Annotated in this window: 15 protein-coding genes; 4 read left to right on the top strand and 11 right to left on the bottom strand. The window is 59.2% G+C overall.

All coding sequences use genetic code 11. From position 1 onward, the window contains the following. From ACZYUB_RS06305 to ACZYUB_RS06295, 3 genes are all read left to right on the top strand, one after another. On the top strand, nucleotides 1–495 hold the full coding sequence (locus ACZYUB_RS06305) for a hypothetical protein (RefSeq protein WP_463946447.1): 495 nt from the start codon (nucleotides 1–3) through the stop codon (nucleotides 493–495). 183 nt (nucleotides 496–678) lie between these two features. Further along, nucleotides 679–1899 (top strand): aminotransferase class V-fold PLP-dependent enzyme, encoded by a 1221-nt coding sequence (locus ACZYUB_RS06300; protein ID WP_463946445.1) that lies wholly within the window; start codon nucleotides 679–681, stop codon nucleotides 1897–1899. Beyond that, nucleotides 1899–2369 carry a SufE family protein gene (locus ACZYUB_RS06295; RefSeq protein WP_463946444.1) on the top strand — a complete coding sequence of 157 codons (471 nt, stop codon included), beginning with the start codon at nucleotides 1899–1901 and terminating at the stop codon, nucleotides 2367–2369. Before ACZYUB_RS06300 ends, ACZYUB_RS06295 begins: the two co-directional genes overlap by 1 nt. Here the strand turns inward: ACZYUB_RS06295 and ACZYUB_RS06290 are convergent. Further along, complete coding sequence (locus ACZYUB_RS06290; protein WP_463946443.1) at nucleotides 2359–2646, bottom strand: hypothetical protein; 288 nt, start codon at nucleotides 2644–2646, stop codon at nucleotides 2359–2361. The genes ACZYUB_RS06295 and ACZYUB_RS06290 overlap by 11 nt on opposite strands. A 24-nt stretch (nucleotides 2647–2670) precedes the next feature. Here ACZYUB_RS06290 and ACZYUB_RS06285 point away from each other — a divergent pair, with 24 nt between their 5' ends. Then, entirely contained in the window at nucleotides 2671–3801 is a 1131-nt protein-coding gene (locus ACZYUB_RS06285; RefSeq protein WP_463946442.1) for a transglycosylase SLT domain-containing protein, read from the top strand. A 35-nt stretch (nucleotides 3802–3836) separates the two neighbouring features. Here ACZYUB_RS06285 and ACZYUB_RS06280 read toward each other — a convergent pair whose 3' ends face one another. The 10 genes from ACZYUB_RS06280 to ACZYUB_RS06235 all read right to left on the bottom strand — a co-directional run bounded on the left by ACZYUB_RS06280 (nucleotide 3837) and on the right by ACZYUB_RS06235 (nucleotide 12027). Next, nucleotides 3837–4277: a PilZ domain-containing protein gene (locus tag ACZYUB_RS06280; protein ID WP_463946440.1), complete on the bottom strand. Its 441-nt coding sequence runs from the start codon at nucleotides 4275–4277 to the stop codon at nucleotides 3837–3839. Beyond that, nucleotides 4277–5305: an OmpA family protein gene (locus ACZYUB_RS06275; protein WP_463946439.1), complete on the bottom strand. Its 1029-nt coding sequence runs from the start codon at nucleotides 5303–5305 to the stop codon at nucleotides 4277–4279. Before ACZYUB_RS06275 ends, ACZYUB_RS06280 begins: the two co-directional genes overlap by 1 nt. Beyond that, nucleotides 5305–6162 (bottom strand): lateral flagellar motor stator protein LafT, encoded by an 858-nt coding sequence (lafT, locus tag ACZYUB_RS06270; protein ID WP_463946437.1) that lies wholly within the window; start codon nucleotides 6160–6162, stop codon nucleotides 5305–5307. The genes ACZYUB_RS06275 and lafT overlap by 1 nt, the downstream gene beginning before the upstream one ends. A 9-nt stretch (nucleotides 6163–6171) precedes the next feature. Continuing rightward, the gene (locus tag ACZYUB_RS06265) at nucleotides 6172–6894 is read right to left on the bottom strand and encodes a FliA/WhiG family RNA polymerase sigma factor (RefSeq protein WP_463946435.1); all 723 of its coding nucleotides are present in this window, start codon (nucleotides 6892–6894) and stop codon (nucleotides 6172–6174) included. A gap of 10 nt (nucleotides 6895–6904) precedes the next feature. Beyond that, the gene (locus ACZYUB_RS06260) at nucleotides 6905–7375 is read right to left on the bottom strand and encodes a flagellar basal body-associated FliL family protein (RefSeq protein WP_463946433.1); all 471 of its coding nucleotides are present in this window, start codon (nucleotides 7373–7375) and stop codon (nucleotides 6905–6907) included. A gap of 12 nt (nucleotides 7376–7387) precedes the next feature. Continuing rightward, nucleotides 7388–8875, bottom strand: coding sequence for a flagellar hook-length control protein FliK (locus ACZYUB_RS06255; RefSeq protein ID WP_463946432.1), 1488 nt, complete (start codon nucleotides 8873–8875; stop codon nucleotides 7388–7390). Continuing rightward, nucleotides 8866–9201 carry a hypothetical protein gene (locus ACZYUB_RS06250; RefSeq protein WP_463946431.1) on the bottom strand — a complete coding sequence of 112 codons (336 nt, stop codon included), beginning with the start codon at nucleotides 9199–9201 and terminating at the stop codon, nucleotides 8866–8868. The genes ACZYUB_RS06255 and ACZYUB_RS06250 overlap by 10 nt, the downstream gene beginning before the upstream one ends. A 192-nt stretch (nucleotides 9202–9393) precedes the next feature. After that, entirely contained in the window at nucleotides 9394–9780 is a 387-nt protein-coding gene (fliS, locus tag ACZYUB_RS06245; protein ID WP_463946430.1) for a flagellar export chaperone FliS, read from the bottom strand. Nucleotides 9781–9798: 18 nt separating this feature from the next. Beyond that, nucleotides 9799–11115 (bottom strand): flagellar filament capping protein FliD, encoded by a 1317-nt coding sequence (fliD, locus tag ACZYUB_RS06240; protein ID WP_463946429.1) that lies wholly within the window; start codon nucleotides 11113–11115, stop codon nucleotides 9799–9801. A 72-nt stretch (nucleotides 11116–11187) separates the two neighbouring features. After that, entirely contained in the window at nucleotides 11188–12027 is an 840-nt protein-coding gene (locus tag ACZYUB_RS06235; protein WP_463946428.1) for a flagellin N-terminal helical domain-containing protein, read from the bottom strand. Between the last annotated feature and the right edge of the window lie 178 nt (nucleotides 12028–12205).

Here is a 12205-nt window from a genome sequence, read left to right as displayed (position 1 = left end):
ATGACTCAAATCGACGGTACATCCCTCAGTGCGCTGAGCACCTCGCTCAAACAAGTAACAGCCAGCATCCAGAGTGGTGATGATCAGACCAGCAGCGCCAGTAGCCGGGCCGCTGCGACCACCAGCTCCACGGCCGATCAGGTCACTATTTCGGACGAAGCCAAAGCCCTGCAGCAAGCCGATGCCTCACAAACAGCGGCCGCTACAACCGAAGGGGGCGAAGCCAAGCCAGCGGGTGGCTCTGGGGGCCCAGCCGGTGCCGGTGGTGCCGCCAAGAGCGGCAGCAGTGAATCGAGCTCCAGCGCGGTGGATGCCACCATAGAACGCATCAAGAAGCAGATCGAAGCGCTGAAGGAACAAATTGCTGATGCTCAAGCCGATACCAGCGAAGAAGGGAAGGAGAAGCTTAAGGCGCTGAATAATCAGCTGCTGCAGCTCAATGGCTCCCTGTTGGAAGCTCAACAGAAGAAAACCGAACTGGAAAGCAAGAAGTAGCCAATCAAACACTGATTCCGAAGGCTGGTAATCCCCTTGCCAGTCTCCGGCTCGCCGCCATTCCCAATGGCAGACTTCATGCTATGCCGCCTGAATCATAACTTCCCCGCGCCCCTATCTGGCAACGATTGCCTTCGGCTGCGCTTTTACCGATCATAGGCGCCTGAACAGGAGAAACCGCCCATGTCATCGGATTTCGAGCTGGCCACCATCCGCGCCCAGTTTCCCGCTTTGCAGCAGCAGGTCAACGACCAGGCCTTGATCTATCTGGATAACGCCGCGACGACCCAAAAACCCGGATCCGTGCTGCAGGCCATGGATGACTACTATCGGCATGACAATGCCAATGTGCACCGGGCTTCCCACGCCCTGAGCGCCCGCGCCACTCAGGCTTTCGAATCAGCTCGAGAGCGGGTGCAACAGTTTCTGAACGCCCGTTCCAGCCAGGAGATCATCTGGACCCGGGGCACCACGGAGGCCATCAACCTGGTAGCCCACAGCTGGGGAATGAGTAATCTGCAGCCGGGCGATGAAATCCTGCTCTCGGTACTCGAGCACCATGCCAACATAGTCCCCTGGCAGCAGGTCGCCACCCGCACCGGGGCTGTACTGCGGGTGATCCCGCTCACCCCGGCAGGCGATCTGGATCTCGCCGCCTTCCATGCCCTGCTCTCGCCACGCACCCGACTGCTGACTCTCGCCCATGTCTCCAACGCCCTCGGCACCGTCAACCCGGTGGCAGAGCTCATCCGGGCGGCGAAAGCCGTTGGCGCCATCACCCTGATCGATGGCGCCCAGGCCGCAGGTCATCTGAGTGTCGATGTACAGTCACTGGGCTGCGACTTCTACGCATTCTCCGGTCACAAACTCTATGGCCCGACCGGGATCGGCGCCCTCTATGGCCGCGCCGAATTATTGGAGCAGATGCCGCCCTGGCAGACTGGCGGCGAGATGATCGAGCGGGTCAGTTTCAGCGGCACCCGCTTCAATCGGCCGCCGTTTCGCTTCGAGGCCGGTACCCCGCCGATTGCCGAGGCGATTGGTCTTGCCGCCGCCCTGGACTTTCTCGCCGCCTTACCCGAGGGTTGGCGCGAACATGAAGCGGCGCTGCTGCAGCAACTGCTGGATGGTCTGCGGACGTTACCCTTTATCGAGCTGGTCGGCACGCCCAACCGGCGCGTCGGCGTGGTGTCGTTGCGACTGGGCGACATTCATCCTCAAGATGCGGGCGAACTGCTGGATCAGATGGGGATCGCCGTGCGCGTCGGCCATCACTGCGCCATGCCACTGATGGAGAGCCTGGGGCTGGATGGCACCCTGCGCGTCTCGCTGGCGCTGTACAACAGCGAAGCCGAGGTCGAAGCCCTGCTCACAGCCCTGGCCCGCCTACCGGAGTTCTTCTGATGTCGAATGCATTGCGTGATTTCCTCAGCCAGCATCCGCTGGGACAAGCCGATATGGATCGTGAGGCGGTCTGTGCCCGATTTGCCCGAGCCGGGGCTTGGGAGGAACGTTATCGGGAACTGATCCAGCTGGGCAAGCTGCTGCCGGTCATTCCGGTGGAGTGGCGAGGTGAAGAGCAGGAGCTACCGGGGTGCGAGAGCCAGGTCTGGCTGCTGGCCATGCAGGACGCGGATGGGCGTTGGCACTTTGCCGCTGACAGCCAGGCCCGCATCGTGCGCGGCCTGTTGGCGGTGGTACTGGCGGCCCTGAATCATCAGAATGCCGACCATATCCTGAGCTTTGATATGGAAGGCTACTTCGACACCCTGCAGCTGGCCAAACACCTGAGTCCATCCCGCGGCAACGGCCTGCGTGCCATGGTGACGGCAATCCGGGCCCGGGTTGAATCCACGCCCGGGCTCAGCGAATAAAAAAATGGTGAAACAGGGTACCAAACAGGATCAAGGTCGATGCCAGCAAGGGATAGATCACATGGCTGCCGCGGCTGGCGAGGTGACGATTGACCGCTGCAATCAGCATCAGGTTGTACCCCAGCAGCAGGAACGAGACCAGCCAGCTCAACAGTTGCGGCAATCCGGCCAGCCGCACGGCAAACAGCGATACCAGACCCATATCCAGCAGGATCAGACACAACAAAAATTTGTGAATGCTGTCTGCGGGCGAGTGGCGCACATGTTGAGTATGCATAGTGAGTTATCCAGATCGATTCCCATGCTGAAAGCGACCGAATTACGTCGCTGGCGGAGCCTGTTGCCGTCACACCGGCGAAAAGGTCTCGGTCAGCGACGCCGTGTCTGGTCGCCAATCGCGGTGCTGGCGCTACTCTTGGGGCTACTGTCACCGACCACCTGGGCGCTGAACTATCAGCACACCGTCTGGCAGGATATAGTGCCGCCCCTGCAAACCACCGAAGCCGAACAACGTATCGCCCGAGAACGGCAAGACTTGCTAGCTCATCGTTCGTATCTGGAACAACGACTGATGCTGGCGCAACCGCTTATTCGCTATATCGGCCAACGGGTTGAAAACCAAAGGCTACCGGCAATTATTATTTTGTTGCCGCTCATCGAAAGCAGCTATCGCCTGGATGGTGTCTCGGGGAAGGGCGCGGCCGGGCTGTGGCAGTTAATGCCGCAAACGGCTCAGCGTTTCGGATTGCCGATCAATCCGGCCTATGATGCCCGGCTGTCGGTGCCGCAGGCGACGCAGGCAGCACTGGCCTATCTCGCCTGGTTACAGGATTATTTTAATGGCGATTGGCTGTTGGCTCTGGCCGCCTACAACGCCGGAGAGGGGCGTGTGCGGCAGGCGCAGCAGGAGAGTGGTGAGCAAGGTTTCTGGCGCTTGCCGCTGCCGACCGAGACCCGGCGTTATGTGCCGCGCTTGCTGGCGCTGGCCCAGATTATTCAACACGCCGAGCGTTATGGTGTGCACCTGCCCGACTGGCAACATGGCGAGAATCTGGTCAGTCGTCAGGTGACGGGGCCAGTTCACTTGAGCACGCTGGCTAAACAGGGGAATTGGAAGTTACGCGAACTGGAAGCCTGGAATCCGGCGTTCCGCCAAGGCTTCTTACCGGCAGGTTTGAGCTACAGTCTGCTGTTACCGCCCAAGCAGGCGGCAGCGCTGGATCGGCGCCCCTTGACCCCGGCACCCGTCGTGGAGTTGGGACTGGATCTGACCCCGATCCCGCCGTTGCTGGATCTCGGCGCCCTGAATGATCCCCTGCTGATCCAGGAAGGGCTGCCGGAGCAGCAGAAGCGGGCCACCACCTCGCTGCAGCGGGTGACGGATCCGTTGGGCCTGCAACGAGCACCGGCCCAGCCCTTGATCAGCCACTAAAACGAGTCCCACCGACGACGCTACCTAGGAGTTCATTAGCAGACCATGTTGCAGAAACGGGCGTAGCGACTGATGGCCAGCATCAGCAGGCGGCGATCCATGCGATGCCACTTGGCACCATAAAACACCAGGGAACGATCCACCGGCCGACGGTGAATGATTTCGCACACCAGCGGATACTGCCGCCCGACCATGACCACCACCCGTTTGGGCACCTGATAGCGGCGTGGTGCGATAAAACCGATGCCGCCCAGGCTTAAGTCCTTGATGATCGCCGAGCCAATATGAGTGTCAAACAGGACGCCCGGTTTCTTCAGCACCCCGGTAATACCGCTACTCTGCTCGGCTAGCGGCACCTCCGGGTCATGAAAATACCAGCGCGGATAGATACGCTGGCCAGTTTCCCAGGGACGTACCGGATTGGAGGCCAGCAGACTCAGATCATCGTGCTCGGAGTGGTCATCAGCAGTCATCATCAACGCTCGTCAGAAGAAGTGGAAGCCGCCGCCGAAGTCGTCAGCGCCTTGATCTGGGACACCTGGCGGTCCAGGGCTTGCCGATCTAAAGGCGTCATTTGGTCGGTGGCATAATGAAGCTTTTGGGGTGACGTCCGGCGCGTGAACAGTCCGGCCAGTTGGGCTTCGGCCTTGCTGGTCAGCAGCAGCAGTTCAATCCGCCGGTTGGCACTGGCCGCCGGATCATCCGGCAACGCCAGCGCGGTATCCCCCATGGCCACCACCTGGGCAACCCGGGCATCCGGCAGACCGCCCGAAACCAGCACCCGACGCGCCATCTGGGCTCGGTCTCCCGACAACTCCCAGTTGCTGTAATTCCCATCCGGGTAGGGAATATTGTCGGTATGACCCGAGATCATGATGCTGTTATCCAGGTGGGCGAAGATGGGAGCCAAAGCCCGCAGTAACTGATGAAAATAGGGGCTGACCCGGGTACTGCCCCGGGCAAACATCTGCCGGTTATCATCATCGCGGATCTGGATACGCAGCCCCTGCGGCACTATCTGCAGTGTCAGGTTGTCCCGGGCCTGCATCTCGGCAGCCATCTTGTTGACTATGCTGGCCAGCAACTTGAGTTGTTCCGGATCATCCAGCTTGCCTTGCAGCAGGCCGGGCATCCCCTGTTGCTGATTGCGCAACTGTTTATCGCGATGGAATACATCCTTGTTCGGCACATTGGTGCCATCCACCTTGTATTCCGGCGCCGCTTCCTCCAGCACCGAAGGCTTACCCTCCAGATCGATGGGGAACGGACTATTGCTGATATCGAATGGATTGGCCTCGCTATCCAGCAGGCTGTAATCGCGCAAGCGGTTGGCGACAATTTCCCGCTCCTCCTGGTTGGATACCGCCAGGATCCACAACACCAGAAACAGGGACATCATGGCCAGGGTAAAGTCAGCAAACGCCACCTTCCAGGCACCACCGCCCTTGGGACCATGATTGCGCCTCTGGTTGCGCTTGATGATGACCTGTTCCTGATTGCGCATTACATAGCCCTGTTGGTGACGAACTCTTCCATCTCGGAAAAGCCGGGCTTGATGTTCGGATCCATGGTCTTGCGGCCTGCGTCCACCGCCAGCAGTGGCATCTTGCCGCGCAGATGGGCCAGCAGGATCGCCTTGACGCACTCCAGCATCGCCAAGCGGCGCTTGACCAGGGACTCCATGGCACTACTGGCTGGCTCCAGCAGGCAGTAACACATAAAAATCCCGATAAAGGTCCCCACCAGCGCCGCCCCCACATGCACGCCGATGGCGGTCAGCGGGCCATCCAGCTGCTGCATGGTGATGATGATCCCCATGACCGCCGCCAGGATGCCGAACCCCGGACAGGCTTCACCGGTGCGATGCAGGGCATGGGCGGGCTTGAGCATCTCCTCTTCCAGAACCATGATCTCCTGCTCCAGCAGGGTATCCAGTTCGTGGGGTGAGATTTTGCCCATACTCATCAGCCGGAAGTTGTCGGTGATGAAGGTCAGCAGCAGCGGATTTTCTTCCACGCAGGGATAGCACAGAAAGACCGAGCTCTGGCTCGGTGCCTCGATATGTTCATCCAGTGCCTTGAAGCCCTTGAGTCGGATCTCGTCCAGCAGGTGATGCATCAGGGTCAGCAGTTCACGATAAACTTCTGTCTCATCCTCCTGCTTGCCGATGATCGCCTTGAGCTGGCTTTTCAGCTCCAACAACACCTCTTTGGAGTTGCCAATTACCATGGAACCAAAGGCCGCTCCCAGAATGATCACCATTTCCGAGGGTTGCCACAGGGCAATCAACTTGCCACTGGCCATCATGAAGCCGCCGAAGACACAGACCAGAACCAGGCCAACGCCGATAAAGATTTGCATGCAGATCCCTTATAAGTAATCGGCCAATCGCGCGTTTAGGGCCGCAATACACTGCTTGTGCAGCTGGCAAACCCGCGATTCCGTCAGACCCAACACCAAGGCAATTTCTTTCATATTCAACTCATGCTGGTAGTAGAGCGACAGCAGCAACTGCTCCCGCTTGTCCAGGGTGGCTAACACCTTGGACAGACTCATCTTCAGCTCCAGCTCACTGAAATCATGGTCGTGTCCCCACTCTCGTCCCGATTGCTCCAGCAGCTCCTCGAAGCTTTGCATCGCTTCAGCCTGGCTGGCGTACACCAGCTCGCGGATCTCAGCCATCTCCAGTCCCATCGCCTGGGCCAGCTCGCTTTCGCTGGGCATGCGCCCCAGTCGGTTCAGCAGTTCACGCACCACATGGTTGAACTCGTTGGCTTGCTGACGGATTTGCCGGGGCCGCCAGTCCTGACGCCTTAGCTCATCGAGGATTGCCCCGCGGATACGTTTGAAGGCAAAAAATTCGAACTGGGCATCGGGACGGCCATAACGCCGCAGCGCCTCGAGGAGCCCCAGCAAGCCGATCTGTTCCAGGTCTTCCCGCGCCACCACGGTGCCAATCTGGCTGCGCAGATGGCTGACCACCCGCTTGACCAGATGCAGGTAAGGCATCAGCAGCGACTGCTCTTCCCGTGCATCCCACTGCGAGGTCGGAAAGCTGCCGTAAGCGGGTTCCCAACTGGCTTCTTGCAACACATCGGCCCCCTTACTGCACAACAACTTTGGTGATCAGCACATCGTCCAGTGCTGGCTCCTCACCATAGTTTTGAATCGTGGCCCGTAACTTCTCGGTTAACTGCAGTTGCAGCTTATCCAGATCCCGCAGATCGGCATTCACCTGCTGGTTGGTGCGACGGCTGAACAGATGCACCACCGCATTGCGCAGTACCGGCGTCAGCTCAGTGAACACATCCAATTGTCGAGGATCATGGGTGACCAGGGACACTTCCAGCATCAGGTAATGCAGACCATCTTCCCCTTCCAGGGTGATGACAAATTTATCCATGGGTTTGAACAGTGGTTTGGCACTCAGGGTCGGTTTATCCGGCTGGGTATTGAACCAGAGGCTGTACAACGAGGAGTGCTGGACAAACATCAAGGTGCCGAATGCCGTGGCCCCGACCAGCAGTAGGCCACCCAATATCACGCTGATCAGCAAACGCTTGTTACGAAACATGAAAAACTCCTTTTACACCAAGGTATCCAACAGACCCGAATTCACGACCGCTTCAGCGGTTTCCGCTACCTCTTGCCCTGTGGCGAAGGTGGTGCCGTTGCTGACAATCTCCTCCTCCGACAAGGCTTCGGCCTGGGCTTGTTGGCGGCCATCGCCGCTGTAATTGATTTCAACCTCAACCCCGGCCCCGTACTGCGGGATCAGGATCTGGCGCAGCTGTTCACGCGTCTCCTGCAAGGCATCGCGCAAGGCACTGCTACTGGTCGAGATCTGCACCGAGAGACGATCGTGTTCCTGGCGCACCGTGACCTCCAGACGACCGAGCTCTGGCGGATCCAGACGGATGGTGGCCTGCTGGATCTGCTGGTTGGCCTGCAACTGCACCCGTTCGCCCAGCGAGCTCACCAACTGCTGACCCCAGCTTGCGCCACTGCTGTCCATCACCAGAGGAGACGAGACAGGGGTGGAGCTTGGACTCATTCCGAGCAGGGTTGCGCTGGTAAAGGAGCTCGATGTCCCGGAGTCTGGAAGAGTGGTAGTCGGCAGGGCCAGGTTATGGGCACTTTGGCGCTGGCTTGCGGCCGCCTCTGCCGTGGACTGCAGAACCGGGGAGGACGCCTCAGCCAGACGTGTTGACGGCCCCCCGTCATCAAGGGAGATGGCCGTGGTTTGCGGTAACGTACTTGCCTGTGTGGTGCTGGCGGCGGATCCGCTGAGGCGACTATTCAGGCTGGTTGCCAGCGGCACAGGAGGGCTGGCAGCCGATGTTGCAAGAGATGCCTCCCGGGCGGTGAGCGCCGTGGCCGCATCAGCACCATCGACCAGCGCAAGTGCCGGAAGGGATGAGGCGGAATCGGTGGCCGTGCTGCTGGCAGCTGTGGAGGAGAGGCTCGTCGTCGTCAGGATCGGAGCCATCATCCACAGAGGTAGGGTCGAAGCTTGCGCGCTGGCACTCAACACTCCATTGGACGAGTCCTGAGCCGTCGCCGTGGTGTGACCGAGCAACCCATCGCCAGTCTCTGTTCCTGACCCTGTGTCCGTTGCCTGCTCCAGCAATGCTCCATCGGTTGGCGCCTCGGTAATCACCTCGGGATTGGCATCCAGCATCGCCTGATCGGCTCGCAACAGTGCCTGAAAATCCTGGGGTTGCATCCAGATCATCGACTCGGGCAGTGCCGACAGCGAGCTGGTCGCGGAGTGTGAAACGTCGGATGTAGCGGCCGGTTCGGCGCCTTCCGAAGTGACGGCATCGACCGAGGCAAGCAACTCGGCCTCGCCCTCGGCAACAGGGTCGTCATGGTCTGCTGACGTCAGGGGTTCCCCATCGGCGGCGCTGGATTCAGCCTGCGGGCGGGAGCTCATCTCCGACTGCTCCTGCCCGGAAGAGTCCGGCAACTGGAAGGGGGTATCGGCAGGTTCCTCTCCAGATTGGCGGATATAGTCGGTAGAGCCGGATGCCAGCAGATCCGCACTGAACGTGGTATCCAGGCTCAGGCCCATTGCTGCGCCTCCTGATAGGCGCGTAACCCTTCCCGATTATCCCGCAGATGGGCCATGGCCCGCTCCAGCTCCAGGCTACGCGCCGACATCCCCTTCCAGGCCAGCTGGCATAACTGCTTCAGCAGGGCCAGTTCACGGATAAAATGCTCCCGCACCTCGGGATGTTGTTCCAGAGTCGCCAGCTTTGGCTCCAGCTCCCGGGCCAGGGCACCAATCGCCTGCCACTGTTGTTGTCCAACCAACTGAGTCAGTTGCGGGATCCAGCGACGGAGTTGTTGCTGCCAGGCTTTGAGGCGTATCAGGTGTTGCTGTTGATCCTGCGTCATGGGGCTACCCTCTGTACTTGGCTCGAGCCGCGAAAAGAGACCCGGAGAGGCCTCTTTGGTGAATTCCAGCGGACAACACGAGTGGCAATCGCCATGCCAGAAATATAATTGTTATATTTCAATGAATTACGTGAATTCTTTCACGCAAGAGGAAGTGATCCTTCCGCTGTTCGGTACCGGGAAGGAAAGAGATCAGGCCACTCGGGCCGCAAATCCCAGCCAGCCTTCTCGCACAGTACGCAGCAGTTGAGCCACCTGACGAATGCCATCGATGTCATTCTTCAAGCTGGCTTTGAACAGTCGTTTGCCACAGAAGCGGTAAAGATTGTGCAGATTTTCCGCCACCTCACCGCCCTGCTGACGGTCGAGGGAGACATCGAGCCCACCGAGGATGCGCATACATTTTTTAATACTCGCCCCCTTGCGCTCAAAGTTGCGTGCCAGCAGATGCCCTTCGGCGCGGGACATCTCGTCCAGCAGACCATCCAGCAGCATCAGCACCAGCTGAGCCGGTGAGGCCGTCGCCGCCTTCACCTGGATCTCGGCCTGGCGATAGGAGTCATAACCGGTGTCATACATGGCAAACCATCCTGAAAATTACAGATAACTGATGTTGGACTCGAGGATCGCCATGGTGGCGATCATGTCGTTGAATTCGGCCAGATAGCGGGTATAGAGCTTGTCCATCTTGGTATCCCACTTCTCCTGACGGGCCTCGATGCTATCGAGACTGGCCTGGGCACTCTCCAGCCGACTGGCCAGCAGACCACCGCTCTTGGTGTAGGGAGTCAGCAAATCGTCCAGCGCATCGAAGATGCCGCCGTCATCGGTGAAACATTCGGTCAGCAGATCCGGGTTATCCGCCAGCGCCTCTTCCAGCGCATCCTCATCAATGGAGAGGGTGCCGTCGCTGGAGAACTCCAGGCCGATATCAGCCAGGGAAACACCATCAGGCAGCGCGGTTCGCAGGGTGCTCTTCAAGCTACTGATGATGCTGCGCACCGTGGAGTCACCATCCAGATCGCCATCATCGGCATACAGGTCGCTCAGCGAGGTGATCAGCTCATTGAAGCTGTCGACCACGCTCTGCAGGTTGTCGACCACGGTATCGGTGTCGGCCTCGACCACTACGTTGATGGCATCCTCACCGCTGGCCTGGGCTTTTTTCAGATCGATGGTCAAGCCATCGATCACATCCTCGAGGGTATTGCTGGAGGAGGTGATGGTCACCTTGTTGGTGGTTCCCAACTGGATTTGCGCATCCTGGGCTTCACTCAACACACTCAGGCCGTCAAAGGCGCTCTGGAAGGCGGTGGTGGCAGCACTGCTGGTACCGGCGGTAAAGGTGATGGCATCCACCCCCGCCTCTTCACCCGACTCGTCACTGGTGATCATCAGCAGCACATCATCGCCACTGGTCACCAGACTGGCGGTCACCCCGGGATTGTCGGCGGCCTTGTTGATGGCGCTGACCAGATCTTCCAGGGTCGCGCCCGAGCTGAGAGTCGACAGATCCAGGTTCAGGGTCTCGTCGCCAACGGTGACCGAGAAGGTGCCATCGCTCGGAATGGCGGTATCGCCATCGGCGGATTCAAAGGTCATAGCCGCCTGATAGGTCTGGGCCAGTTGGACCACGGTGATGCTGTATTGACCGGTGGCGGCACTGCCGTCCGAGGTCACGGTAAAATAATCTTCATCACTGACAGTCGCGGTTTGCGCCGCCAGGGAATTGTCTTCACTCAGGGTTTCCAGACTGTCCTGAAAATCCGCCAGCAGGCTATCGAGACTCTCGAGACCGCTGACCTGGGTGGAGTACTTGTCATATTTGGCCGAGAGCATCTCATCGATCCCGGCCCGTTCTGAGGTCACCATGGCACTGGCCAGCGACGCGGCATCGTAATCGGTATAAGACATGAGGGGCTCCAGGATTGGGGATAGTGAATAACAAAAACGGCCACCCCCGCCGGGGATGGCCGCTTAAAGCACTTATTGCAGCAGGTTAGCCACCAGGCTCTGTGCTTCGCTGACAGAGCTCAGGACGGAGATACCGGCTTGTTCCAGCAGTTGTTGCTTGCTCATCTCGGCCGTTTCCGCCGCGTAGTCAGCATCCATGATGTTGCCGATAGCGCTGTCGGTGTTTTCCTGCATGTTGGTCAGGTTGTCGGAGATGTAGTCCAGACGGTTGATGGAGGCACCCACAGAAGAGCGAACCGCACTGATGTCGGTCAGCAGGGTTTCCAGATCATCGATGGTACCGCTGGCAGTGGTGGAGTCCGCCAGAGTGGAGCTGGCCGCTGTGATATCGGTGGTGATAGAGCCCAGTTCAGTGGAGATATCCACAGACAGAGTTTCGCTGGAAGAGGCGCCCACCTGGAAGTTCACAGCGGCAGAGCCCAGCAGGCCTGAGGATGACAGCAGATCGGTACCGCCGAAGGAGGTATTGCTCATCACGTCGGTCAGCTGGGATTGCAGATCCGCGTATTCAGTTTCCATCGCGGTGCGGTCATCGGCAGAGTAGGTATCGTTCGCCGCTTGGGTCGCCAGATCCTTCATCCGGCCGACGATGTCGACCATGGACTCCAGAGCACCGTCAGCAGTGGACAGCATGGAGGAAGCATCTTCCACGTTGTCTTGGGCTACGGAGATACCGTCGCTTTGCGCTTGCATACGAGTGGCGATGGACAGACCAGCCGCATCATCGGCAGAGGAGTTCACCGCATAACCGGTGGACAGACGCTCCATGGCGGTGGTCAGTTTGTCGTTGGCAGTTGACAGGGAGCTTTGGGTAACAGCGGATGCGTAGCTGGATTGAATGGATAAAGACATAAGAATCTCCTTGGGGTTATGGCCACGTTTGCGGCCCTGGACATGAGTAAAAGAGCGACGTCCCCCCGTGGAAAATAAAATGGCCGGATGAAAAAAATTCCCGCTCCAGAACACCGGAAAAAAATCGCGGCCGTCATTACATCTGGCTCTCGTCCTGGTCGCTTCTCTTGATCCAATA

This window comes from Pseudaeromonas sp. HNCC25DJ182 (genome assembly GCF_055413365.1).
This window is presented reverse-complemented; position numbering and strand designations above follow the sequence as displayed.

Coding starts and splice junctions, on each gene's coding strand:
- ACZYUB_RS06250 (WP_463946431.1), bottom strand. CDS start 9,201: ATGACGCAGGATCAACAGCAACACCTGATACGCCTCAAAGCCTGGCAG.
- fliS (WP_463946430.1), bottom strand. CDS start 9,780: ATGTATGACACCGGTTATGACTCCTATCGCCAGGCCGAGATCCAGGTG.
- ACZYUB_RS06305 (WP_463946447.1), top strand. CDS start 1: ATGACTCAAATCGACGGTACATCCCTCAGTGCGCTGAGCACCTCGCTC.
- fliD (WP_463946429.1), bottom strand. CDS start 11,115: ATGTCTTATACCGATTACGATGCCGCGTCGCTGGCCAGTGCCATGGTG.
- ACZYUB_RS06235 (WP_463946428.1), bottom strand. CDS start 12,027: ATGTCTTTATCCATTCAATCCAGCTACGCATCCGCTGTTACCCAAAGC.
- lafT (WP_463946437.1), bottom strand. CDS start 6,162: ATGCAAATCTTTATCGGCGTTGGCCTGGTTCTGGTCTGTGTCTTCGGC.
- ACZYUB_RS06300 (WP_463946445.1), top strand. CDS start 679: ATGTCATCGGATTTCGAGCTGGCCACCATCCGCGCCCAGTTTCCCGCT.
- ACZYUB_RS06255 (WP_463946432.1), bottom strand. CDS start 8,875: ATGGGCCTGAGCCTGGATACCACGTTCAGTGCGGATCTGCTGGCATCC.
- ACZYUB_RS06280 (WP_463946440.1), bottom strand. CDS start 4,277: ATGATGACTGCTGATGACCACTCCGAGCACGATGATCTGAGTCTGCTG.
- ACZYUB_RS06260 (WP_463946433.1), bottom strand. CDS start 7,375: ATGTTTCGTAACAAGCGTTTGCTGATCAGCGTGATATTGGGTGGCCTA.
- ACZYUB_RS06285 (WP_463946442.1), top strand. CDS start 2,671: ATGCTGAAAGCGACCGAATTACGTCGCTGGCGGAGCCTGTTGCCGTCA.
- ACZYUB_RS06295 (WP_463946444.1), top strand. CDS start 1,899: ATGTCGAATGCATTGCGTGATTTCCTCAGCCAGCATCCGCTGGGACAA.
- ACZYUB_RS06275 (WP_463946439.1), bottom strand. CDS start 5,305: ATGCGCAATCAGGAACAGGTCATCATCAAGCGCAACCAGAGGCGCAAT.
- ACZYUB_RS06290 (WP_463946443.1), bottom strand. CDS start 2,646: ATGCATACTCAACATGTGCGCCACTCGCCCGCAGACAGCATTCACAAA.